Annotated in this window: 23 protein-coding genes; 16 read left to right on the forward strand and 7 right to left on the reverse strand. The window is 45.9% G+C overall.

Annotated elements, in window-relative coordinates; genetic code table 11:
- Positions 1 to 2: 2 nt before the first annotated feature.
- On the forward strand, positions 3 to 1,433 hold the full coding sequence (locus JOE49_RS09375; protein WP_160788771.1) for a YfcC family protein: 1,431 nt from the start codon (positions 3 to 5) through the stop codon (positions 1,431 to 1,433).
- Between the two features lie 112 nt (positions 1,434 to 1,545).
- Complete coding sequence (locus JOE49_RS09380) at positions 1,546 to 3,216, forward strand: ribonuclease J (RefSeq protein ID WP_028541023.1); 1,671 nt, start codon at positions 1,546 to 1,548, stop codon at positions 3,214 to 3,216.
- Between the two features lie 282 nt (positions 3,217 to 3,498).
- Here JOE49_RS09380 and JOE49_RS09385 read toward each other — a convergent pair whose 3' ends face one another.
- Positions 3,499 to 4,761, reverse strand: a complete 1,263-nt coding sequence (locus JOE49_RS09385; protein WP_209940964.1) for a BaiN/RdsA family NAD(P)/FAD-dependent oxidoreductase — start codon at positions 4,759 to 4,761, stop codon at positions 3,499 to 3,501.
- A 290-nt stretch (positions 4,762 to 5,051) separates the two neighbouring features.
- Between JOE49_RS09385 and JOE49_RS09390 the strand changes: the two genes are divergently transcribed.
- The 3 genes from JOE49_RS09390 to nadE all read left to right on the forward strand — a co-directional run bounded on the left by JOE49_RS09390 (position 5,052) and on the right by nadE (position 8,278).
- A complete protein-coding gene (locus tag JOE49_RS09390; protein WP_028541021.1) occupies positions 5,052 to 6,791 on the forward strand; it encodes a two-component system sensor histidine kinase NtrB in 1,740 nt (579 codons plus the stop codon).
- A 141-nt stretch (positions 6,792 to 6,932) separates the two neighbouring features.
- Positions 6,933 to 7,367, forward strand: coding sequence for a BrxA/BrxB family bacilliredoxin (locus JOE49_RS09395; RefSeq protein ID WP_209940965.1), 435 nt, complete (start codon positions 6,933 to 6,935; stop codon positions 7,365 to 7,367).
- A gap of 101 nt (positions 7,368 to 7,468) precedes the next feature.
- Positions 7,469 to 8,278 (forward strand): ammonia-dependent NAD(+) synthetase, encoded by an 810-nt coding sequence (gene nadE / locus JOE49_RS09400; protein WP_075153725.1) that lies wholly within the window; start codon positions 7,469 to 7,471, stop codon positions 8,276 to 8,278.
- A gap of 211 nt (positions 8,279 to 8,489) precedes the next feature.
- On the opposite strand, the gene JOE49_RS09405 is transcribed toward nadE, so the two are convergent.
- Positions 8,490 to 9,317 (reverse strand): alpha/beta hydrolase family protein, encoded by an 828-nt coding sequence (locus tag JOE49_RS09405; protein WP_069080781.1) that lies wholly within the window; start codon positions 9,315 to 9,317, stop codon positions 8,490 to 8,492.
- A 184-nt stretch (positions 9,318 to 9,501) separates the two neighbouring features.
- On the opposite strand from JOE49_RS09405, the gene acpS reads away from it, so the two are divergent.
- Together acpS and mutY are read left to right on the forward strand one after the other, a co-directional pair.
- The gene (acpS, locus tag JOE49_RS09410) at positions 9,502 to 9,906 is read left to right on the forward strand and encodes a holo-ACP synthase (protein WP_071559312.1); all 405 of its coding nucleotides are present in this window, start codon (positions 9,502 to 9,504) and stop codon (positions 9,904 to 9,906) included.
- A gap of 4 nt (positions 9,907 to 9,910) precedes the next feature.
- On the forward strand, positions 9,911 to 11,143 hold the full coding sequence (mutY, locus tag JOE49_RS09415; RefSeq protein WP_209940966.1) for an A/G-specific adenine glycosylase: 1,233 nt from the start codon (positions 9,911 to 9,913) through the stop codon (positions 11,141 to 11,143).
- A 250-nt stretch (positions 11,144 to 11,393) separates the two neighbouring features.
- Here the strand turns inward: mutY and JOE49_RS09420 are convergent, their stop codons facing one another.
- Complete coding sequence (locus JOE49_RS09420; protein ID WP_029515796.1) at positions 11,394 to 12,287, reverse strand: TetR/AcrR family transcriptional regulator; 894 nt, start codon at positions 12,285 to 12,287, stop codon at positions 11,394 to 11,396.
- A gap of 125 nt (positions 12,288 to 12,412) precedes the next feature.
- Between JOE49_RS09420 and JOE49_RS09425 the strand changes: the two genes are divergently transcribed.
- Positions 12,413 to 12,991, forward strand: coding sequence for a hydrolase (locus tag JOE49_RS09425; RefSeq protein WP_029515795.1), 579 nt, complete (start codon positions 12,413 to 12,415; stop codon positions 12,989 to 12,991).
- A 94-nt stretch (positions 12,992 to 13,085) separates the two neighbouring features.
- Here JOE49_RS09425 and JOE49_RS09430 read toward each other — a convergent pair whose 3' ends face one another.
- Together JOE49_RS09430 and JOE49_RS09435 are read right to left on the reverse strand one after the other, a co-directional pair.
- Complete coding sequence (locus tag JOE49_RS09430) at positions 13,086 to 13,367, reverse strand: hypothetical protein (RefSeq protein WP_209940967.1); 282 nt, start codon at positions 13,365 to 13,367, stop codon at positions 13,086 to 13,088.
- Between the two features lie 228 nt (positions 13,368 to 13,595).
- Positions 13,596 to 14,417, reverse strand: coding sequence for an AraC family transcriptional regulator (locus JOE49_RS09435; protein ID WP_023986988.1), 822 nt, complete (start codon positions 14,415 to 14,417; stop codon positions 13,596 to 13,598).
- 174 nt (positions 14,418 to 14,591) lie between these two features.
- Between JOE49_RS09435 and JOE49_RS09440 the strand changes: the two genes are divergently transcribed.
- Both JOE49_RS09440 and JOE49_RS09445 read left to right on the forward strand, forming a co-directional pair.
- Positions 14,592 to 16,784 carry an alpha-galactosidase gene (locus JOE49_RS09440; protein WP_209940968.1) on the forward strand — a complete coding sequence of 731 codons (2,193 nt, stop codon included), beginning with the start codon at positions 14,592 to 14,594 and terminating at the stop codon, positions 16,782 to 16,784.
- 24 nt (positions 16,785 to 16,808) lie between these two features.
- Entirely contained in the window at positions 16,809 to 18,242 is a 1,434-nt protein-coding gene (locus JOE49_RS09445) for a PTS transporter subunit EIIC (protein ID WP_209940969.1), read from the forward strand.
- A gap of 191 nt (positions 18,243 to 18,433) precedes the next feature.
- Here the strand turns inward: JOE49_RS09445 and JOE49_RS09450 are convergent, their stop codons facing one another.
- Together JOE49_RS09450 and JOE49_RS09455 are read right to left on the reverse strand one after the other, a co-directional pair.
- Positions 18,434 to 18,925 (reverse strand): DinB family protein, encoded by a 492-nt coding sequence (locus JOE49_RS09450; protein ID WP_023986991.1) that lies wholly within the window; start codon positions 18,923 to 18,925, stop codon positions 18,434 to 18,436.
- A gap of 134 nt (positions 18,926 to 19,059) precedes the next feature.
- Positions 19,060 to 19,674, reverse strand: coding sequence for a superoxide dismutase (locus tag JOE49_RS09455; RefSeq protein ID WP_023986992.1), 615 nt, complete (start codon positions 19,672 to 19,674; stop codon positions 19,060 to 19,062).
- Positions 19,675 to 20,195: 521 nt separating this feature from the next.
- Here JOE49_RS09455 and JOE49_RS09460 point away from each other — a divergent pair.
- The 6 genes from JOE49_RS09460 (at position 20,196) to folE (ending at position 24,720) form a co-directional block, all read left to right on the forward strand.
- A complete protein-coding gene (locus JOE49_RS09460; RefSeq protein WP_023986994.1) occupies positions 20,196 to 20,621 on the forward strand; it encodes a GNAT family N-acetyltransferase in 426 nt (141 codons plus the stop codon).
- Between the two features lie 131 nt (positions 20,622 to 20,752).
- Complete coding sequence (lepB, locus tag JOE49_RS09465) at positions 20,753 to 21,337, forward strand: signal peptidase I (RefSeq protein ID WP_028541011.1); 585 nt, start codon at positions 20,753 to 20,755, stop codon at positions 21,335 to 21,337.
- Positions 21,338 to 21,430: 93 nt separating this feature from the next.
- Positions 21,431 to 21,868 carry a ribonuclease HI gene (gene rnhA, locus JOE49_RS09470; RefSeq protein ID WP_023986996.1) on the forward strand — a complete coding sequence of 146 codons (438 nt, stop codon included), beginning with the start codon at positions 21,431 to 21,433 and terminating at the stop codon, positions 21,866 to 21,868.
- Positions 21,869 to 21,963: 95 nt separating this feature from the next.
- Positions 21,964 to 23,712 (forward strand): tRNA epoxyqueuosine(34) reductase QueG, encoded by a 1,749-nt coding sequence (gene queG / locus JOE49_RS09475; protein ID WP_209940970.1) that lies wholly within the window; start codon positions 21,964 to 21,966, stop codon positions 23,710 to 23,712.
- 105 nt (positions 23,713 to 23,817) lie between these two features.
- Positions 23,818 to 24,072: a YneF family protein gene (locus JOE49_RS09480; protein ID WP_013308742.1), complete on the forward strand. Its 255-nt coding sequence runs from the start codon at positions 23,818 to 23,820 to the stop codon at positions 24,070 to 24,072.
- 54 nt (positions 24,073 to 24,126) lie between these two features.
- A complete protein-coding gene (folE, locus tag JOE49_RS09485; protein WP_013308743.1) occupies positions 24,127 to 24,720 on the forward strand; it encodes a GTP cyclohydrolase I FolE in 594 nt (197 codons plus the stop codon).
- Positions 24,721 to 24,791: the final 71 nt, after the last annotated feature.

Raw genomic sequence — 24,791 nt, forward strand, 5'->3', positions numbered from 1 at the left:
ACATGAACATCAAGAATATGAAATGGAAATTATCCTTGCCCCATAGCTATACTTTAATATTTTTGATTATTATTACAGTCGCCGCATTGACATGGATTGTGCCCAGCGGACAATTTGAGCGTCATGAAGTGACAGTGAACGGTGTGACCAAAACGGCGATCGTTTCGGGAACCTATCACACTGTACCCAAAACTGGTGAGAACGGTGATTTAAGACAAGGACTCCCTCAAATCCTAAGCGCTCCTATTGAGGGGATTATCAATGCCGCGGATGTGGTCTCTTTTGTCCTTATTGTGGGCGGCTCCTTCGGGATTATACTGCAGACGGGAGCCATCGATCGTGCCCTGACAGCTCTTGCCAGACGGCTGAAGAATAAGGGGATTCTGCTTATTCCAATTGCCATGGTTATATTCAGTCTCGGAGGCTCTACCTTTGGGATGAGCGAAGAAATTATTCCGCTTTATGCGATTTTTATTCCGTTAATGTTTGCCCTAGGCTTCGATTCTATGACTGCTATTCTCATTCTATTTCTGGGAACGCAAATTGGCTATGTTGGTTCGACTGTTAATCCATTTTCAGTATTGATTGCCCAGGGGATCGCAGGAGTGGAGGGGAATCCTCAGCTCTGGCTGAGATTTATTGAATGGCTTGTATTTACTATGATTTCTATTGCCTTTACGATGTGGTATGCGCATCGTGTTAAGAGAAATCCGCAGAAATCCATTGTTTTTCAGAGTGATATTATAAATCGTGAGCAATTTATAAAAGAAAATACAGGTGAGGACGTCGTCTTCACGTTTCGGGACAAATTAATAATAGGTGGATTTATTGTAACGCTTGGAGCAATTGTTTGGGGAATTTTGTCCAAAGGCTGGTATATGACTGAAATTGGTGCCCTTTTCTTCGCACTCGGTCTTTTTGTCGGAGTAGTTACTAAAATGAGCCAGAAGGAAATAGCTGAGAATTTTGTAAAAGGGTGTGGAGAATTCATCTACGCTGCAGTGATCATAGGTCTCGCCCGCGGAATTCTGATCATCGCCGAGCAGGGTATGATCATCGATACCGTATTGAATGCACTCGCAAGCATTCTGGAAGGATTGCCAAGTTACTTGTTCACTACCATTATGTTGGTTGCACATAATATTATTACTTTCCTGGTCCCATCTTCTTCGGGGGAAGCAGCACTAACCATGCCTGTACTTGCACCGCTTGGCGATCTTGTAGGTATCAATCGTGAAGCAGTAGTCACAGCGTACCAATTCGGTAACGGGTTAACCAATCTAATTTCACCGACAGGCGGAGTACTGCTGGCGGGATTGGCCATTGCCCGGATCAGCTTTGGACAGTGGCTGAAGGTAATCTTCAAGCTATTCCCGATCCTGTGGTTAGTTGCTGCTATTTTTGCTGCTATTTCGGCTGCGGTGGGTATCTAATAAATCAAGTGAGAGCCCCTGTCTTTTAGAGACAAGGGTTTCTTTTTGTGCATAAGTTTACGTGGAAAATGAATAATATGGATAGCATTTTCCTAAGGAGGAAATAAAATTGATGCATGCTGATAATAGATTACTCATTGCTGCTCTAGGCGGTGTTAATGAAATCGGGAAAAACATGTATTTTATCCAATACGATCAGGATATTGTCGTTATCGATTGTGGTTCCAAGTTTCCTGATGAGAACTTGCCTGGTATTGACCTCATTGTGCCGGATGTCACCTATCTGCTGGAAAATCAGGATAAAGTCAGAGCGCTCATTGTGACTCATGGGCATGAGGATCACATCGGAGGTATTCCCTATCTGCTGAAGCAGATTAATATGCCCGTTTATGGAACAAAGCTCACCATCGAATTAATTAAAATTAAGTTAAGGGAGCACAACCTTTTACGTGATGCTGAGCTTCATCTTATAGATGCGGATTCAACCGTTCAAGCAGGAACGATTCAGGCATCCTTTTTCACTACCGTCCACAGTATCCCGGATTGCCTGGGTGTCTTTTTTCAGACACCGGAAGGAAATGTGGTCCATACCGGGGATTTCAAATTCGATATGTCTCCCGTTAGTGGACCTTTCCCCGATCTTCATCGCATGGCTGAAATAGGAAAGAAGGGGGTAAAAGTGCTGCTCTCCGAAAGTACAAATGCCGAAAGGCCAGGATTTACTCCTTCAGAGCGTTTGGTTGGCGGACATATTTTGGATGCTTTCGCCAGAGCCAAACAGCAAGTATTTATTTCTACGTTTGCATCCAATGTGAACCGTGTCCAACAAGTCATTGACGCGGCTGTAGAAACAGGCAGAAAACTCGTTCTACTGGGTCGCAGCATGATAAATGTGGTGTCAGTGGCTAAGGAGCTGGGTTTCTTGCACATGCCTGAGGACTTGTTGATTGAGGCGGGAGAAACAGAACGGTTTCCTGCAGAAGAAATTGCTATATTATGTACAGGAAGTCAGGGTGAGCCAATGGCTGCACTGTCCCGTCTAGCCAATTCCCTGCATCCCAGAATCGAAATTTTGCCTGGTGATACTGTAATCATTGCTGCAGGAGCCATACCCGGGAATGAACGGAATCTTTCCCAGGTCATTGATAACCTGTACGTACTGGGCGCCAACGTTATTTATGGATCAGGCAGTACCACAGGGATGCACGTGTCCGGTCATGGCAGCCAGGAAGAATTAAAATTAATGATGACCCTGATGAAACCCGAGTTTTTAATTCCCATACACGGCGAATTCAGGATGTTGTATCAGCATCGTCAGCTAGCGGAGTCTGTGGGAATTCCGATGGAGAATGTATTTATCGTCCATAACGGTGACACTGTTCAAATCGAAGAGGGAAGGGCATCCCTAGGCCCCAAAGTAGCAGCAGGCAATAGCTTGGTAGACGGGTTGGTCACAGGGGACGTAGGTAATATTGTACTGCGAGACCGTAAAAAGCTTTCATCAGACGGAATGCTGATTATTGTGATGACGTTGAGCAAAAACGAGAAGCAAATGCTCGCAACGCCAGAGGTCATATCAAGAGGGTTTGTATATGTTAAGGATTCCGAAGAGCTCATGAGCCAGATCCACGACACGATTATGTCCACAGTGAACGAGTTAACAGAAATCGAAATGAGTCAGTGGGGACTGATTAAGCAGATGTTAAAAGATGATGTTGGCCGGTTTATTTACAGTCAGACGAAGAGAAGACCCATGATTTTACCTATCATTATTGAGGTATAGAATAGCGGCAAATGTCAAAACAAGATGGAGCTTGTTCAATACGCGAGTACTCAAAAAAAACTTAGATCAGCAATACGACTGATTTAAGTTTTTTTACTTCCTGTTTTTCCTAAAAATGCGGTTGTAATGACGGTTTCTAGCGAAGCGGAGGATTTGAATCTGGAGAAGCGAAGCGTTCGCCTTTGCCACGGAATTCTTACCCTTAAATGTTTTATATAATCAAGAGAATCCCGTGGCAACAGCGATCGTAAGATCAAATCCTACGCGTAGTGTCTCCCACTCCTACAGCATCACGTTTAAAGCCGCTTGCGTTCCTGCTGTATGCCCTGTTGTAAACGCCGCTGTAATATTATAACCACCTGTGTAACCGTGAATATCGAGAATCTCACCGCAGAAGAACAATCCAGGCATCAGCTTGGACTCCATTGTTTTCGGATTAATCTCCTTCAAATTCACACCGCCCCCGGTAACAAATGCTTCCTTCAGAGAGAGCGTACCGTTCACACGGATTGGAAAGGCCTTAATGCGATGAGCAAGTTCTTGCCACTGCTGCTTGGGAATATGATCATAGGTCAAGTCCTCACGCAGTTCGGCTTGCTGGAGCAACAATGGAATTAAGCGTTCCGGTAAATAAGGCTTAAGCACGTTTTTGATCGCTTTTTTAGCATCGACCGATGCCAATTCCAGTGTCTCACGGTAGACTTCATCGGCATGTTTGTGAGGCTGCAAATCGAGAGTCAACAACATCGTGTTCACCTTATCCTTTTTCATTCCCTTGACGACAAACTGACTGCACCGCAAAGCAGTCGGGCCAGATAGACCAAAATGTGTAAAAATCATATCTCCTTCATGGACGACAACTTTCTTTTGCTTCGCATTCCATACGGTCAGACTGATGTCGCGTAAGGATAGTCCCTGAAGCTCTTTCGTCTGGATAAACGTCTCGCCTGAGGTCAACGGCACCTCTGTTGGATACAGCTCCGTAATGGTATGCCCTGCTTGTTCTGCCCATGCATAGCCGTCACCTTCCGAGCCTGTATGCGGGACGGATTTGCCACCAACGGCTACAATGACATTACGGCTATGTAGGATTTCACCGGAACGCAGTCGCACCCCAGCTGTATGACCTTCATTGTAAATAACCTCTTGAACAGGACAGCTTGTCCGAATCTCGACTCCTTGAGAGCGTACCTTGTTGATCAAAGCATCGACAACTGTTTTGGCTTTGTCCGTCACTGGAAACATACGCCCGTTGTCTTCTTCCTTTAAGGCTATACCCAACTGTTCAAAAAAGGCGATGATATCCCGATTGCCGAAAGCCGCCAGTGCACTGTGCAGAAATCGGCCATTGCCGGGAATGTGCCGTATGAGTTCGTCCAGCTCTTTGGCATTCGTGACATTGCAACGGCCTCCACCAGAGATCCCCAGCTTACGCCCGAGTTTATTTCCCTTTTCCAGCAAAATCACCTTGGCACCTTCACCGCTGGCAGCAGCAGCCATTAATCCGGCTGAGCCGCCTCCGATCACAATAACGTCGTAAGTCATTAACCTCTTCCTTTTCGTCGACAAATTTTCAAAATCATTCAGAACGGTGTAACCGATTGTTCATCATAACGTAATACCGTCACTTTAGATAGTTTTCGAGTACAGTAACGCGTATATCTTTCAATTGTAGGGATATGGATTGCGTAAAAACGCTCCTCTTATAAACATCTAGTATTTAGCAAATTTTGTCGTTCTACACCGGGATTTTAACACATATATTGTAATATATTGTAGCCTGTGCTTTAATTCAACTAACGGCGTCAAGGAAAGATGATGAGGGGGAGAAGTCCTTGTTAATTGCGTTGAAGGAAAGTGTGCTCCAAGTTCTCCTTGCCGTTATATCGGCGGGTTTTTTCTCTATATTAACGGATTATGGGGATAAGAAAAAGGTTTGGGGTGGCAATCTGCTTCCTGGACCCAATCAAGGAATACTGTATTTGTGTTGCTTGCCAGCCATATTGCTATGTACACTCTTTCAATATCAGTCTCCATATGGTCTACCTTCCAATCTCGGTATTATTCCCCTTGCAGTTGGCATCATGTACGGTAGACGTCGCACTGCCTTCGTGCTCGCCGCTTCCGCACTGATGGGAGTCCTAATTATAGCCCAGTCAACAGAAATGTCCCCGATGTACGTGGGCACGGGTTTTATCCTTTTTCCTTTTATGCTCCTGCATGTCAAGTTTTTTCAAAGAGGAACAATGTTGGACAAAAAGCTCCTGATCTCCGCATATGTTGTGGCTGATATGCTGTTTAAGGCGATATTTCCGCTACTGTGGGGCAAACAGGATATTGCGGTATACATTCCTGACTTACTTACAACGTTTTGGAATATTGGTGCAGGGGTGCTGGCAAGTTTTACGGTCGTGAGCCTGATGCATAATGCCTTTGAGAAGCTGGCGTTACGGCGTGATGTGACTGAGTTTACGAGCAAATATTTAATTGAAGTGGATAAGTTGCGTCAAGTTATGGATTTGATGCCGTTATCTCTTGTTACTTTGGACAGCGAAGAACGAGTTATACATATGAACAAAACGATGCTGGAACTCTATCGGGACTACGATCCCTACATTACGCTGCCTGAGGTAGTAGGTCGTCCATTCACCTCGTTATATGGTTTTAGCGCTTTGCCTGCGGTTAACGAACGAGTTGCGAAAGCGTTGGAAGGAGAGGCGGGGGCTGATTTTATAAATGTTACCCCCAAAGTATTCTTCTCAAGTTTCCTTCCTATTCGGGATAAACATGCAAACCAAACGACAGGTGTCATTATCGCCTTGCAAGATATTACAGAGCTGGAGACGCTGCGCAGTGAGCTGGGTAATTTTGAAAGGCTCAGTCTGGTTGGACAGATGGCAGCAGGCATTACTCATGAAATACGTAATCCGATGGCGGTTGTGCGTGGTTTTTTACAGCTTATGCGTGAGAAAAGCCCAGAATCCCTCAACCATTATTACCGCATTGTGATGGAGGAACTTGACCGGGCGAACGGGATTATTAACGATTTTCTTTCACTGGCCCAGAATCGAATTGTCGAGAAGGAGCAATGTCATCTGCATGATATTATTCGCGAACTGACGCCTTTATTGTGGGCAGATGCGAATCTGAGGGGACAGACGATTGAGCTAAAGTTAGAGGATCATGTGACGATGCTGCATTTAAACCCTAAGGAAATGAAGCAACTGCTGCTTAATTTATCGCGTAATGCGATGGAAGCTATGGGGGAAAAGGGAGTGCTGACCATTTCGACTCATGAGGAAGGGGATTTCGTGGAAATGGAAGTAAAGGATACAGGTCCGGGAATTCCGCAAAAGCAGCTTGAAAAGCTGTTCCAACCTTTTTACACGACCAAAACGAAAGGTACAGGTCTGGGTCTGGCCTTATGTCAAAGTATAGTGGAGCGTCATCACGGTACAATTGCCGTAGATTCGGTGGAGGGAATGGGCACGCAGTTTAAAGTTCGATTGCGCAGAACCGTTCCGACTTACCGGGATCATTCTGAGTTTCCTGTCATGAATTCGATACAGAAATAATCGTGCAAATATATATCCGGATTTTTGCAAATTACGTGAAAAAGATTGTATAATGAAGTTTAGATGTCCATGCCTTTACTACGGCAAAGGATGAAATTAGAAACGTAGTATACATGATTTTTGGAAAAGGAGTGAAAGAATATGTCTATGTCTTTCGATCAATATATGAGAGATTCAGTTCAGCCAATGCGTGATGAACTGACGAATCTTGGGATTCAGGAACTGCGTACTTCTGAAGATGTGGAGGCCAAGCTGCCTAATGCTAAAGGTACAGTGCTGGTTGTTGTGAACTCGGTATGTGGTTGTGCCGCAGGCCAATGCCGCCCAGGTGTGGCTGAAGCACTGAAGCATGATATTACGCCAGATCATCTGTATTCGGTTTTTGCCGGACAGGACAAGGAAGCAACAGCAAAGGCTCGCGAATTTTTCTCGCCTTACCCACCGTCTTCCCCTTCTATCGCGCTGTTGAAAGACGGCGAGCTGGTTCACTTCATCGAGCGTCATCAGGTGGAGGATCGTTCGGCAGATCAGATCGCTGCTGATTTGACCAGTGCATTTGATCGTTTTTGCCGGTAAGACTGCTCAAGCTATGCCCCGCATTTTTCGCCTGCGAAACTTGCCGGGGCTTTTGCATGTTGGCTTGTGAAGGAAATTCCTAAAAAAGAGGTGCTTATCTGATGAGTTTGCAGGAACAGATTATTGCTGAATTGGGAGTACAACCTACGATTAACGTAGAAGCGGAGGTCCGCAAGCGTGTGGATTTCCTCAAGTCGTATGTAACGAAAACGGGAAGCAAAGGGCTGTTGATCGCCATCAGTGGCGGGATTGACAGTGCCGTAGCAGCCGCTTTGTGCAAGCGGGCTACAGATGAATTGACGCAGGAGCAAGGGGACGAATACAAAACGCTGGGTGTATTCCAGCCATATGGCCAACAGGAAGATATCGAGCATAGCTACGCGGTATCCAAAGCGTTCGACCTGAAATATGCTGGGGAAACGAACATCAAGGAAGCCGTGGACAAGGTTGCCGTGGAAGTGGAGCATACGTTAAAGGATATCGGTCTGGAGCGTTCCATTACTCCGCAAGTGAGAGGGAATGTAAAGGCAAGAACACGTATGGTGGTTCAGTACGCACTCGCGAATGAGCTGAATCTGCTCGTCGTTGGCACAGATCACGCTTCAGAAGCCATCACAGGCTTTTATACCAAATGGGGCGATGGAGCGGTCGATATTACGCCACTTAGCACGCTTAACAAACGTCAGGTGCGCTTGCTGGCCAGCTATCTCGGAGTTCCGCAGGCCATTTTGGACAAAGCGCCTACAGCAGGATTGTGGGAAGGCCAGACGGATGAAAAAGAACTGGGGATCTCCTACGAAGCAAACAGCGACTACCTAGAAGGCAAGGAAATTGACCCGGCGGCACGCGAAAAGCTGGAAAGCTTCTTTACACGTACAGCGCATAAGCGGACAAGCATCCCAGGAGTGTAAGCATTAATCATTATGGAATTGTAAAATGCTCAAGTGAGGATTTTGCAAAAATCCAATAAGCGATTTTCAATAAACAATATATAGATCGAAATGGTCTAGTTCGTCTATATATTGCACTTGGAGCGACTGGAATCGAATTTTGCAAAATCCTGAAGTAAATAAATGCGGCGATCCGCCCGGCGGATCGCCGTTTGTATTGAAGGGGCAATAATTAATTGGCGATCCACTCAATGAAGCGGCGGGTTTCGGTAATCGCCTGATCGAGTGGAAGACTGCCTCCCTGGAATGGATGAACGGTATTAAAGGTATGAGTGCCGCCTTGAATTTGTACCCATTCGATGTCGGGACGAACGGAAGTGAGCAGGGCAGAGCCTTCCCGTAGACGTTTGGAATCTTCGGTTCCCTGGATCAGTACAGCTGGGAGCTGGCTGTTGGCAAGTCTGTCTACAATGGCAAAACGCTGGCGATTTTGTTCCAGGTCTTCCAGAATGACAGCATCCAGCGGAAGCTGTTGTCCGGTTCTGGCGTTTTCCACATAGCTGCGCCCCTTGGCGCGCATTTCTTCTTTTTGCGGTAAAGTAAACAGATCAAGATCTGTCACGCCATTCCATGAAATGACGCCAGCAATCTCACCGGGATGATCTAGAGCATATACAAAGCAGCTCCCCGCGCCTCGGCTATGTCCTAACAGAAACAACGGCAATTCTCTGAACTCATGACGTGCTCTCAGATTGGATAGCAATAGTTCCAAATCCTCTTGTTCGCGGCTATAGGTGTTGCGTGCGAACTTTTCCAGCTCGGTAAAATTCTCTAGATCCTCACCTATGCCATTATGTGAAAAGTTGAAGGTCACAACATGGTTATCCGTACTCAATGCTTCTGCTATATAGGGGAACATGCCCCAATCCTTAAATCCTTTGTAGCCGTGAGCGATGATGAGCAGGCTTTTGGCTGTATTTTTAGCGGGAAACCAGGAAGCCCGGATCACCGCATCTGTTCCTGCTTCGGTACCTGCTTCAACAATAATGGTTTCTGACATCCAATCCTTCCTTTCTACGGGAATTTTTTTAAATGGGCATATCAGCTGAATTTCAAAACATTCACCTATAGCCTTTCTTATTTTAACATATTTTGGTGCCGTTTTTACGCCTTTGTGACTCGCCAGGGTGTGGACGCACTGTTACAATAGATCCAGTAAAGTAAAAAGGACGGGGAATACCCAAATGATCTACGGAATTGGACATGATGTGCTGGAAATAAGCCGTATGGCTGATATTTTGGCAGGTAAATATGCAGACGCGTTTTTGAATCGGGTGCTGACCCCGGCAGAACGTGAGCTTGCTGTGGAACGCAAGGGTAGACTAGCGGAGTTCGTAGCAGGGCGCTTTGCCGCAAAGGAAGCGATAACGAAAGCCTTCGGTTGCGGAATTGGGCAAATCATCGGGTTCGGCGATATGGATATTTTACCGGAACCTGGGGGGAAGCCAGTAGTTTATTTGTCTTCATCCGCGTGGGATAGACTGAGGTTGCCGTCTACAGGTGACTCGAATTACAGCATTCACTTGAGTATTACACATCAGCCTAACATTGCCTCTGCTTTTGTGATTGTCGAATATAAGGAGATGTGATGTGATGACTACAAATACATTGGAACAAAAGCGTTATTTCAGCTTTGAACTGTTGAATTGGTATACACGTAACAAACGCGATTTGCCGTGGCGCCGCCATCGGAATCCTTTTTATATCTGGATCTCGGAAATTATGCTTCAGCAGACGCGTGTGGATACGGTCATTCCGTATTTTAACCGCTTTATTGCACGTTTTCCTACAATTGAAGCGCTGGCGGAAGCACCCGAAGAGGATGTGCTTAAGCTGTGGGAAGGGCTGGGTTATTATTCGCGGGCCCGGAATTTGCAAACTGCGGCAAAACAAGTAGTTGAGCTTCACGGCGGGCAGGTACCGGATGATACACAAGCTGTCGCTGCACTGAAAGGAGTAGGCCCATATACGACGGGTGCGATTATGAGTATCGCCTTTAACCGACCAGAGCCTGCTGTGGACGGGAATGTGATGCGTGTGCTGTCGCGTTATTTTCTCATTGAAGAGGATATTATGAAGGGTAGCACGCGGGCGCATATGGAAAGTCTGGTACGGGAGCTGATTCCCGAAGGAAGAGCCTCTGATTTTAATCAGGCTCTGATGGAGCTGGGGGCGCTGGTCTGCACGCCGAAGTCGCCTCATTGTCTGACCTGCCCAGTCATGGAGCATTGCTCGGGCAGGTTGGCAGGTCGCGAGGAGACACTGCCAGTCAAGACCAAGGCGAAGCCGCCGCGGCTGGAGCCGCGCTCCGTTGCTCTCATCGAGGGCAGCGGAGCGAACGCCGGCCGCTTGCTCGTACGGCAGCGCCCGGCCAAGGGCCTGTTGGCCCGCATGTGGGAGCTGCCGCATGAGCTTGCCGGGCCGGAGGGCTACAACGGCCCGGTGCCGGATGAGCCCGTCATGGACCATCTGGCGGCTCATTTGCTGGCAGAGGGCGTGCTTGCGCGCCCGGTGCGGTTTGTACGTGAGGCGGAGCACACGTTCAGCCACATTCACTGGAACCTGCGTGTGTTCCAGTGTGAAGAGGTCGCCGCCCCTGCCGGGGAGGCGGGAGGATATCCGCTGGCTGCCGAACAGCGGGCCAGCTACAGCACCGGAGCGAAGCCGGGTGCATTGATTACGCTGGCTGAGCAGGCGGAGCACGCGCGCAATGTGCTGCCAGCGGGGTACCGCTGGATCAGCGAGGCAGATATGGCCACCTTGGCGTTTCCCAAGGTGTTCCTTGATCTGATCACCGAGTATTATACGAAGCAAAAAGAGAACTGATGTTAATTGAATAGCTGTCAGCAAAAAATAAAGTATTAGACTGAGCCTAGAAAATGGAAACAGTGACAACCAAGGACGAGAAAATAAAGTACGAGACTGTCGCTGTTTCCATTGAACTAACGTTTCCCGTTAGCGGAATGCTCGCTAACCGTAACAACATTAGACGTACCTTTCTCGCGTATTGTTCTCTCCACCCCTAGAGTCTTCACTCTTGTCCCCGATGGGGTTAGATTTGATTTCACATAACAAGCTATCTCCCCCTACCTGAATAAATAATATTCCTTAACTGGATGACCTGACTTTTAAGCTCTTTCTCTCTCTCCAAAAAGTAGAGCGAAGCTTGCAGCAACGGGAAGTTCGGTTCCGCTTTACGAGTTTCGTTCTGGATAAAATGGTAAACCTCTTTCAACTCCGAACGATGTTTTGCGCCGGATGGAAGAACATTAAGGGCCGAATCCATCTCCCGGAACAGCTCGGTAAGGAACTGCTCTCTCTCCCCTTGGCGGTCCTCGAGCCCCCAGCTTAAATACCTCTCGAACGAAGCCTGTTTCAGCAGAGGCTTCAGGTTAGAGGCCATCATATGCTTAACGAGCACATTGAGCTTATCCAAAATGAACCTTGCCGTTTCCTCAAGCGATAGAGACTTTTCTTCATAAACGATCCAAAATAAGTACTCCTTCAGAATCGCACGATAGATGGAAACCAAATCCCACAGGAACGGATAAATTTCTTCGCCATAAACCTGTATCAAGCACTCTTTATGCCATCGGATGAGCCGCCCTCTAACCTTGTGTCTAAGCGGCTGGAACTTGGGATCCTGTTGGATGGGGAGCTCCGTGAATTCGACCAGAATATGCTTGTATTCCATAAAATAACGGAATCGCAGAATGATCTGCTGCAGAAACTGCTCTTCTGGCGAGAGTTCGGGAAAGCGTTTCAGTTCATCGACTTGATCAAAATAGGCGTTATGGCATTGATCAAACACCTCGCTGAAGAGGTCTTCCTTGGAAGGAAAATATTTATAGACTGATCCTTTGGCAATACCGCAATCCTCGGCAATATCCTGTATCGTCGTCGAAAGAAACCCATGTTCCTTAAAAAGCTTCATCGCCGATTTTAAAACCTCTTCCCTTGTCACACTCATAAGAAAAATCTCCCCCTTGACTATTCATGAATGATAGTACAAAATACGAAACATGAAGTCAAATGACTATATGTTCGTGTAATTAAACATACGGTCAAATCGAAGAGATGAGGAGAACATACAGAATGGAACGATTATGGGATCCACAAAAAACAGCGTTGGTTGTTATTGACTTGCAAAAGTGGATAGGAAATCAATACGCCCCTTATTCTGCTGAGCAGGTAGTGTCTAACGCCGCAGCCTTGGCAGATACTTTCCGTGAGCAAAGCTCAATGGTTGCACTGGTCCGGGTATCTAGTAAAGATTTGAAGGATATCCCGCGTCCTAAGTTGGATTCGCCTGGACCACCCCTGAATCTGCCTGAAGGATGGGATCAAATCGTCCCGGAAATGCGGGTCACCGAGACAGACCATATCATCACGAAGAAGCAATGGGGGGCTTTTTACGGAACGGAGCTCGACCTTCAGTTGCGCCGCCGGGGAATTGATACCATCGTCTTATGCGGCATCGCTACTGAGTTGGGCGTTGATACGACTGCGCGGGAGGCGTTTATGCATGGGTATCAGCTGATTTTGGCGATTGATGCTATGACTGGATTTTCCGAAACCGGGCATGATTACGTAAAAAATTTCATTTTTCCACGCATCGGGCGTACCCGGACAACACAGGAAATCCTCTCTGCCCTTTCAGGCAACTGTTTATAGTTGAAAAAATGACTTTCCCATTCCCCGTGTATTATTTGACCGAATACACGAAGAACGCCACTGCTTGAAACTCGCTTTGCGTTTGCTGGGAATCTCATCTGGCCATACTTAAAGGACGATTATGTGTTCTCAGGGTGAACATATTGGCTGACGGCATGGGATACGACCTGCTGCACCAAATATACAAAGTAACCGCTGAATGATATAGAGCGAACGGCTCGTCGCAATTGGCACGCGCTTCTTGTATAGCAACCAGCATGAGTTCCGCAGTGCCCAATGGGACGAGTACGCCTAGTGGCGCAGCGCTAATGCTAATAAATTTGCATAATTGCCAGTGGAATTGGTGGTGCTCTTTTAAACGGTCTTTTCCAATCATGAGCTGCGCTTTTATTGTCTTTCGTAAGGCCATACGATTTATCGAAAGCTTTAAACTATCCTGCCCGTTAGCTTAATGAAGCAACGTCAGTCTAATACTTTATTTTTCAGTCTAGAACTTTATTTTCTTTTGACAATAGCGGCAGTATGGACATGAGGTTGATCCATGCTGCCGCTATTTTTCTGTTTTTGGAATGAATATGCCTAATTTAATTGCGAACGAAGCGTGTTATTTTGGGGGATTTTTTCGGTATTCGGATGGAGTCACCTTGTTGACCGTTTTGAACATTTTGGAGAATAGGAGTACATCTTTATACCCTACAGACCGCGCAATATCTCCGATTTTAAGGGAAGTATTTCTTAATAGGGAGCACGATTTTTCAATCCTCAAATGTAATAAAAATTCCTGCGGTGACTTATTTAGTTGCTGTTTAAATAAACGATGCAAATACGAACGGTCAATTGAAATGTACTTGGCAATGTCACTTACGGTAATGAAGTGTGAATAGTTTTGCTGAATGAAGAGAAGCGCTTCTTTAATATACCGCTGCTGTCTTACTTCATGGTTGACTTCCTGATTAGGGTAATGTTCAAACATCAAATACAGAAATTCATATAGCTTGGATGCAAGCAGCAGGTCTTTGTTGGATTTCAGTGTAGAAGAAACGACGATGCTCTCCATACAGCGGGCAAGGCTACCCTCCGCTTCAAACCGGAAAATGGGATTGTCCCTATTGATACAGGTCCGGCTTAGATATTCTTTTGCTTGCACCCCATTAAAACCAATCCAGGCATATTCCCATGGGTCCATTTCATCTGCTTCATAATAAATTAAAACCTTCGGCTCAATGAAGAAAGCATCGTTTTTCTCCAAATGATAGATTTTATCGTTGACTTTAAAGATCCCTTTTCCTTTTAAAATATAATGCACCATATACCCGCTTCGAATGGCTGGACCATAAGAGTGCTTGCTGGTACAGCTTTCTTTGCCACATGTGTATAAATTGAGATCCAGGTTGTTATAGGAATGATTGGAAAAGTGCGAACTCATTTGTTTTCACCCCTTAATTCATCTCTGTATATTATCACACCGTTTCATATAGAGTCTACATTATTCCATATAATTATTAAAACTATTCAATTATTATTAGGATGTAAACAATAAGAAAACAACATAATTTATAATTTTGAAAAAACGTACTATTGGCGCTATAAGGGGGTTGCTATGACTATACACATCGATAAAGAGAATCTTTTATTCCATTTACAAGGCAGCAATACGAGTTATGTCATGCAGGTTATACGAGATGGTTATTTAGCCCATCTGTATTGGGGAAAGAAAATTCAGAACTATCGGGGAAGCAATAAAATCATCTTTATGGATAGAGGATTTTCACCCAATCCGGATGGTGAGGATCGAGCCTTTTCACTGGATACCATCCCACAAGAATATCCGTCATTTGGAAATAGTGATTTCAGGATTCCTGCGTATCAGCTTCAATTGGAGAATGGTTCTACCGTGACAGACTTTCGGTATAAAGAACATCAGGTTTACCAAGGCAAGCCCAAATTGAAAGGGCTTCCTTCTACTTATGCAGAGGATGATGGCGAAGTAGAAACTCTGGAAATCGTCCTTGAAGACCCATTAATTGATGTAAAGATTGTACTATCCTATAGCCTATATCAAAAGTGGGATGTCATCACCCGTTCAGTCCGGTTCGATAATGAAGGTCGGCAGCAGCTAAAACTGCTTAAAGCGTTAAGTGCTAGTGTGGATTTTCGTGATGATGAATACGAACTAATTACCTTGTACGGTGCGCATAATAATGAAAAAAATATAGCAAGGCGAAAAATTTTACCCGGAATTCAAATGGTAGACAGCTGCCGTGGAGCCAGTAGCCCGCAACAGGCACCCTTTATGGCACTTGTAAGAGAAGGAACAGATGAAGAACAGGGTGAAGTGTACGCCTTTAATCTGGTGTACAGCGGGAACTTTACGGCCCAGACTCAGGTAGATTCCTATCGGAACACAAGAGTCACGATGGGGATTAATCCTTTTGATTTTACATGGCTGCTTGAACCGGAGGAATCGTTCCAAACGCCAGAAGTGGTCATGGTATACACCGAAAATGGATTGGGCGGTATGTCGAGAATTTATCATGAATTATACAGGAGCAGATTATGTCGTGGGCCTTTTCGTGACAAGGAGCGGCCGATCCTGATTAATAACTGGGAAGCCACCTACTTTAACTTTGATGCCGACAAGATTGAGCAGTTGGCGAAGGAGGCTCAAAGTGTAGGAGTGGAGCTGTTTGTACTGGATGATGGGTGGTTTGGAAAACGGGATGATGACAATACTTCATTAGGCGATTGGGTGGTGGATCGTCGCAAACTTCCAGATGGATTGCCGGATCTTGCAAACCGCATACGAAATCTGGGTATGGAGTTTGGTCTGTGGTTTGAACCTGAAATGGTATCCATAGACAGCGATTTATACAGAAAGCATTCAGATTGGTGTATCCATGTCCCTGATCGTCCGTATACGTTGGGAAGAAATCAACTGATGTTGGATTTATCGAGGAAGGAAGTGTGTGAGTACATTATTAAGTCGGTTTCCGATATTTTATCGGACGTTCCAATTACTTATGTAAAATGGGACATGAATCGTCACATGACGGATGTGGGTTCGGCAGCCTTGCCACCTGAGAGACAAAGGGAGACGGCGCATCGTTATATCCTGGGACTCTATAATATTATGGAAGAGCTTACATCAAAGTTTCCCCATGTCTTATTCGAGAGCTGTTCTAGTGGAGGAGGCCGTTTTGATGCCGGCATGCTCTATTACATGCCTCAGACCTGGACGAGTGACAATACGGATGCCATTTGCCGACTGAAAATTCAATGGGGAACAAGTCTTGTCTACCCTCCAATTACCATGGGGGCACACGTCTCCACAGTACCCAACCATCAAGTGGGCAGAATAACTCCCTTGGAGACAAGAGGTTATGTCGCCATGGCCGGGAATTTTGGATATGAGCTAGATTTGACGACATTAACCGTTGAGGAAAAAGAAATAGTAAAAAAACAGATAGCTCTATATAAAGAAATGAGATCGCTCATTCAATTTGGGAAGTTTTACAGAATAATTAATCCGTTTGATGAAAATGAAGCCGCATGGAGCTTTGTATCAGAGGATCAAATGGAAATGGCGGCCAGCTATTTCAAGATTTTATCCCAACCTGCTGCCGCGATTAAAACATTAAAATTCAAAGGTCTGAATCCAGACTACGTTTATAGAAATGTAGAAACCGGTGAGCTGTTCGGCGGTGATGAATTAATGCATGTCGGCATAACGCTTGCCAGGGTAAAGCAGGACTTTTTAGGCATGTTCTGGAGATTTGTTAAAGAAGACATCTGACTCAGCTAGAGGAGGTTTTACTAGATGGAAGCAAAAGAAAAGCAGTATAAGCAAATTTCTCAAGAAATTTTAAAATATATCGGTGGTGAAGACAACATTATCGGTGTGGCCCATTGTGCCACCAGATTAAGAATTGTACTTGAGGACAATGAAAAAGCGGAATTAAAAAAGATTGAAGATATTGATCTGGTTAAAGGCGTTTTCATAGCGGGGGACCAACTGCAGATCATTTTTGGAGCAGGGTTGGTCAATAATATCTATGCCGTATTTTCCAAACTGACCGGAACGGAAGATATGTCATTAAGTGATGTCAAAACGAAGTCCGCACAAAGGCAAAATCCTTTTCAAAAAGCCATTAAATCGCTGTCAGATGTCTTCATTGAGATCATGCCGGGAATTCTTGCCGCCGCATTGTTAATGGGGATAACCGGGCTATTAGGTCAGAAGGGGTTATTCGGTCCTAAATCGATTGTGGAGATGTATCCAATTTTTCAAGGGATCAATCGCTTCGTTCAAATCGTTTCTACGGGTATTTTCACCATCCTGCCGCTGCTTGTTGTTTATTCTGCAACCAAGAGATATGGCGGTCGTCCGATTCTGGGGCTTGTGCTGGGTGCAATTATGCTTCATCCAGCCCTGGCGGATGCCTTTGAGGTAGCTAAAGGGAGTCAAAACCCGGAATCGATCAGTCTTTTCGGCCTTCCCGTACAGTTGGTTGGATTTCAGGGCGGTATTATTATTGCTCTAATGATGGGATATGTGGTAGCCAAGTTGGATCAGTTTTTTAACAAAAAGGTTCCGGACATGATTAAACTATTTTTGGCTCCGTTGCTGACTGTCTTTGTTTCTTCCCTGCTATTGTTTACCATTATCGGCCCTCTTGGGCGAGAGTTGGCTAGTCTGGTCACCGTTTCGCTGCTTTGGATGACGCAAAACCTTGGGATATTCGGTTTTATGTTTTTTGCAGGCATTCAGCAGATCATTGTTATTACAGGCTTACATCATGTTATGGGTGCGGTAGAAGCGCAGCTGTTAACCGATACAGGCAGAAATTTTATCAACCCATTGGCATCAGTAGCTTTGATGGCTCAAGGGGGCGCCGTTTTGGGGTATATTCTTTTGAATCGCAAAGACACCAAGGTTAAAGAAATGGGTTACTCTGCATTCGGGTCTGTACTTTTTGGAATCTCCGAACCAGCGATCTTCGGGGTCACTTTAAAGTATAAGTTCCCCCTGATTGCTGGATGCCTTGGAGGAATGATTGCGGGAGCATATGTATATTTAAGCAAGCTGACAGCCATAGGATTCGGAACCACGGCTCTTCCTGGCTTTGCAATTGCAGCGTCAGAGAACCATGGTCATATGAATTATCTTATCGCTCATCTTATTGCCCTGTTATGTGGAGCATTATTTACATTGGCTTACGGTGCTATCAAGAGCAAGAGGTCAACACTCTGAACCAAGAGAGTATTGATAAGTTGAATAACTTAATCAGTTACAATCAGGCTTTATGAAAACGGTTAAAAGAAGAGAATATGCGTGGAATGGACAAGAGAGTATAGATGAAAAAGTAAAAGAGCCGTCCTCAGTCGTTAAAATGACCGAGGACGGCTCTGAGTCACATGAATATACTTGTATGTTCGTTAAAGCTAATCGATGCCACCATCGCTTTCAATCAGCCCTTTGCCGATTACATTGGCCGAAACCGGAGGCTTGCCTAGCTCCCGAGACCATATGGACAACTGCCCAATATGGTGGATTTGGTGGGCGATGACATGACGCATCACCTCGCCCCAGGCATCAATTACAATCCTGCCGTCCGGGAGGTGATCTTCAAACCTTTTCCGTTCCAGACCATCATGCCAGGCGAGCACGAACGGCTCGACATCGAGTCGAAACTTTGCATCCAGCTCACGGACTTTGTCGAGCGTATCATACAGAGAGAAGTCCTCCTGAAAGTCGGGTTTGCCCTGAATCGTTTGAATCCAGCTCCACTCCACATCAACGATATGAAAGAGTGTCTTTAGAATGCCGCCGACTCCGCCGACCCGTTGTTTCAGTAATTCCTCCTGCGACACCTCTTCACACCAGCGGTACCATTGTTCCCGAATCATCCAGTTGTAACGAAAAAAAGTCTGCATCCATCAACCTCCAGGGACTATATTTAAGAATCATCTCCACCAGTTTACCATGGAATGCCAAAAGGGCTGTCTCATTCGTAGAAAATCTACTTTTGAGACAGCCCTTTATTATAGGATAGAGATGTTGTTATGGCTTATTTCTTTGCAGCCGCGTAACGTTTGTTTACTTCATCCCAGTTGATTACATTGTAGAATGCTGCAATGTAGTCTGGGCGTTTGTTTTGATATTTCAGGTAGTAAGCATGCTCCCAAACGTCCAGTCCAAGTACCGGAGTCAGACCTTCGGACAGCGGGCTATCCTGGTTTGGAGTGCTAGTGATCGCCAGTTTGCCGTCTTTGCCGACAACCAACCAAGCCCAGCCGCTACCAAAACGTGTTGTAGCTGCTTTAGTGAAGTCTTCTTTAAATTTGTCGTAGCCGCCCAGCTCGTTGCTGATTGCTTCAGCAATAGCACCTGTCGGTTGTCCACCGCCGTTAGGACCGATAACTTCCCAGAACAGGCTGTGGTTGTGGTGTCCACCACCGTTGTTGCGAACCGCAGTGCGGATGCTTTCAGGAACGCTGTCCAGATTGGAGATCAGATCCTCCAGGCTTTTGCTTTGCAGTTCAGGAGCGCTCTCCAGAGCTGCGTTTAAGTTCGTTACATATGTGTTATGGTGACGATCATGGTGAATTTCTACTGTCAGTGCATCAATGTGCGGTTCCAGTGCGTCTTTTGCGTAAGGAAGTTCTGGTAATTGAAATGCCATAGTAAAATCCCTCCTGGTTATATGGTTGGGTAAGTGTTCCTATGTAATAATACCCTCGACAGTTATATTAAACCGCATTCAGCCTATTTAATCAACATTTTTGTTTGTAAAATAGCAAACTGGGCAATACGGCCTGGTAGCTAGCATGTCCAAAAACCCGATTGGAATACATAATACCTAGGTAATAAGAGGTAAATTGTGAACATTGAAATGTAAACGCTTTATATACAGCGCTTACATGAGAAAAAGGGATGTATTCCATCAAAAAGTATGGTTTAATGGTCAAGGAAGCAGAAATTTCGGCTTTTTTGTCGTCTGCTATAATCTGTCATGTCTATGACATGACGAACTTGAGGGCATACACCCTTTTCCTGTTCTTCATTTCATATATAGCAGATCGTATGCATTTTTATCATAATGCCTTGTGATTAACACCATGATAAGAAATTTAAGGATTTATGTAAAAATGACGGTGCTGTCTCAATTTTTTTATTATGCTTACGAAAAGGGAGATATTACTTATGCACGTTCGTTCCTTTCAATTAAGTGATGTGAACTCAGTAACGGAACTCATGCAAATTGCCTTGTCAGAGGAGTGCTACAAAGAGACGGTGAGTGCGTTTGCCCGTCAGCTTTCGTGGGATTCCGGTTTGATCATCGTTGCAGAAGAAGAGGGAGAGATCGTTGGTGCTTTGATCGGCACGATCGATCAGAATGATGGTTGTTACTATCGTATCGCTATTCACCCGGATCGTCGTCGGATGGGAATCGGCAAATCGCTTGTGGAGTCCATGGAGCAGCGTTTTCAGCAACGTAAGGTTAGCCGTATTTGGGTAGCAGGGGACAAGCATAACAGTGCGGCCATGCCTTTGTACGAAGCGATGGGCTATGGAGCAAGCCAGATTTTACAGGCTTTTCAGAAGCTGAGTATTTTGGCGCCTCATTAATCGGGAATCGAAATAAAGAGAATTGAATAACATTAAGTATAATATTTACATTTAGAGCATATCTGAGTAACCGTTGCAATCGGGTACGGGATATGCTTTTCTATTTATAACAGGGTTGAGGAGGTTTAATTATGGACGCTTTGGCTCCTTCGCCAGGCCCGCTTCCCTCGCCGGAAACGTCCAAACCAGCAGGTCGCTCTGGTTACATACGCGATTGGTTAGTCACCCTTCTGATTGCCATGGTCGTCTTGCTGCTTCTGAACCTGTTTGTATTTAACTTGTCCACGGTCAGAGGACATTCGATGCAGCCGACGCTAATGGAAAGCCAGCATTTGTTCGTGAACAAGCTGGTTTATAATTTTCATGATCCGGGCAGGGGGGACATTGTGATTTTAAAAGATCCCGATTCCAAGCTGTCGAGTCCAAGATTTTTAGTGAAAAGAGTCATAGGTATTCCCGGAGATGTAATCCGAGTTGAACATAATCATTTGTATGTGAACGGTGAACTGCTAAATGAACCTTACACCAACTCTGACGTGGAGGATGGTGATTATGGTCCTTTTACGGTGGAGCCGGAGCACTTTTTTGTCATGGGAGATAATCGCCATACTGCAGCAAGCAAGGATAGCCGCTATTTTGGCAGCATTAAATCTCAAGATTTACTGGGACGTGCAGAATTTATATTTTGGCCGATATCTGAGTGGAAATGGCTATAGAGCAACTAAAGTCTGAAATTAATGCGGAACACGTCCGAACCGATCTTGACCATGACGGAGCAGGCGGTTACCGATGAGGAAAGGAAGAGGATGATGAAAGAAGTGATGGTATATACCGACGGTGCTTGTTCGGGAAATCCGGGTCCTGGGGGCTGGGGGATTGTTTTGCTGTATGGGGAACATCGTAAAGAGCTGTCAGGTGCCGAGAAAATGACGACAAACAACCGTATGGAGATCAAGTCCGTGATTGAAGCACTGAAGCTGCTCAAGGAGCCTTGCCATGTGAAAGTACACAGTGACTCTGCCTATGTCGTCAATTGCTTCAAACAGGGCTGGATTAAGAATTGGCTTCGTAATGGCTGGCGCAACAGTAAAAACCAGCCAGTGGAGAACAAGGAACTATGGGAAGAATTGTGGGAACTGATGGGTAAGCATGAGGTTGAATATGTGAAGGTTAAAGGGCACAGTGACAATGAACTGAATAATCGCTGTGATTTTCTGGCGACCAGTGCTGTTAAAAATTTACGGTAGCATCTGCTGCTGTTTTCTGTTGAAATTTGAGATATGAGAATTTTGCAAATCCTCATATCTGTAATGATGAAAAGTGGAAGAGAGGTGAGTATCGGATGCAACGCGGATTGACTCAGGCGGCTGCCGGAACCGCTTCGACTTGGGCTTCGCTCAAGCAGGAAATTATTGAGGCAGCTCCAGGGCTGGGTATCGACTCCATCGGGTTCGCATCCGCCGACCCCTTTCTGTCTCTGAAAGCTATATTGGAAGAGCATCGTGCGAAAGGCTATGAATCCGGCTTTGAAGAGCCAGATATTGATAAGCGGATCTACCCGGAGCTGTATGGCTCACAGCCTGCATCTCTGATTGCTATTGCGGTGGCGTACCCTTCCAAAATGAAGGACCCGCCGAAGTCGGACAAGGGGAAGTACCGTGGTATTTTGGCACGTTCAGCCTGGGGGAAAGATTATCATCTGGTACTACGCGAAGCGATGGAAAAGCTTGAGGCTTTTATAAGTGAGCGGGTACCTGATGCCATATTGAAAAACATGGTGGATACCGGAGAATTGTCGGATCGAGCCGTTGCGGAACGCGCAGGGATTGGCTTTAGCGGCAAAAATACGATGATGATTTCACCGACGCTGGGATCATGGATTTATCTAGGTGAGCTGTTGACGAACATTCCTTTCCAGCCAGATGAACCGGTAACGGATGGTTGCGGCGAGTGTACCAAATGTTTGGATGCCTGTCCTACGGGCGCGCTTGTGGGTCCTGGACAGCTGAATGCCCAGCGGTGTGTGTCCTTTTTGACGCAAACGAAGGGCTTTCTGGATGAGGAGTTTATGCGGAAGATAGGGAATCGGCTATACGGATGTGATACCTGCCAAATGGTATGCCCCAAAAATCGGGGTCTCAACTGGGATCACCATCCCGAGCTTACACCCGATCCTGAAATTGTGAAGCCGTTGCTGCTGCCGTTATTGGATTTGAGCAACCGTGAATTCAAAGACCAATTTGGACAAAGTGCGGCGGCTTGGCGGGGGAAGAAGCCCATTCAACGCAATGCAGTCATTGGACTGGGCAATTTCAAGGATATCAGCGCGGTGCCCAAGTTAACGGAGGTTTTATTGGATGATCCGCGTCCCGAGCTACGAGGCACGGCGGCGTGGGCTTTGAGTCGAATAGGAGGGGAGAACGCTATGACAGCGATCAAGCAAGCATCAGAGAAGGAACAACATGAGCAAGTACGCGAAATGATCGCGCAAGCGCATTCCAAACTAGAGGAACAAGAGCAGGCAGAACAGCAAAAGGCGTCTGAATTACCAATATCAGAAGTAACGGCCGGAGATTCACAGGGTCCAACCACCATTTATTATGATGAGATGGAGACACCTGTGGGCACGTTGACGCTGTGCGCTACGGATCGGGGGCTGTGCCGAATAGACTATGGCGTTTTTCATGCAAAGGAAGCACTGCTTCAGCAATGGGCCCGAACATGGATTGGGGAATATGTCTATGTGCAGGAGCCGGAAAAACTGCGCGAAGCCGCGGACCAACTGCGTGAATATTTTGCGGGAGAACGACGGGAATTCAGTATAGCCTATGATTTGAGAGGCACTCCTTTTCAAGAGCAGGTATGGCGTGCATTACAAAATATTCCGTACGGACAAAGTGTGTCCTACAAAGATATTGCAGAATCGATCGGACGAGCCAAGGCGGTACGTGCTGTGGGTGGAGCCAATAACAAAAATCCGTTACCCATTCTGTTTCCATGTCACCGGGTATCGGGTGCAAACGGAAGTTTGGTCGGTTATGCTGGAGGCTTACCAGTCAAGACGAAGCTGCTGGATTTGGAGAAACAATAAGGACATATGTTTGCAAAAAGTGATTTGCTAGCTGTCCCATGTTTTGCTATGATAGGTTCGTGCAATTCAAGATGTTTCATATAAATATACAGAGGTGACGACTTCGTGGTGTGGAATATTGTCATTCCGATTATTACCCTGATTGCTGGTTTGGTTGGGGGATTTTTCATCGGTGCTTATTATCTTCGTAAACAGCTTGAAAAGATGCAAAACGACCCTGAAACGCTGCAAAAAATGGCCAAACAGATGGGTTACAACCTGAATGGGAAACAAATGCAAAAAGCCCAGCAGATGATGAAGAACCAACAGTTCTCCAAAAATCAGCCTGGTCCGCGTAAAAATCAGGGCCGTCGGAAATAATGAGCAACGTGAGCACGGATGCCGCATGAGGTTGCTGCATAGAGGAGGATTACTGTGGCTGGCGTAAAAGATTATATTAACCGCAAAGCTGCGGATAACCGGGATAAAATCGAGTACCATGTGGAGCAGATTTTACAACTGATCGGTGAGGACCCCAAGCGTGAAGGGTTGTTGGAAACACCGGCACGCGTTGCGCGCATGTATGAGGAAATATTTGCGGGTTATGAGGTTGATCCCCGGGATGCGTTGGGTGTGACATTTGACGAGAATCACGAGGAGCTTGTGATCGTGAAGGACATCGTCTATTACAGCCAGTGTGAGCACCATATGGCTCCTTTCTTCGGAAAAGTGCATATCGGCTATGTACCCAGCGGCAAAATTGTAGGACTGAGCAAGCTTGCACGCCTGGTAGAGGCAGTAACCCGCCGATTGCAGGTACAGGAGCGTATTACATCACAGATCGCTGATATTTTAAATGAAGCGGTCTCCGCTCACGGGGTTATGGTGGTCGTGGAAGGTGAGCACCTGTGCATGTGTGCAAGAGGTGTCAAAAAGCCTGGTAGCAAAACGGTAACGTCTGCGGTACGCGGTACGTTTCGTGATGATGCAGCGCAGCGCGCAGAGTTTTTGTCGCTGCTCAAGGATTGATCGAACATCGCAAGACGTTTATGTGATGAACAAAAAAAGGGTGGTTTACGCATAGGCGTAGCCACCTTTTT

This window comes from Paenibacillus sp. PvR133 (assembly GCF_017833155.1).
Classification (GTDB): Bacteria; Bacillota; Bacilli; order Paenibacillales; family Paenibacillaceae; genus Paenibacillus; species Paenibacillus polymyxa_B.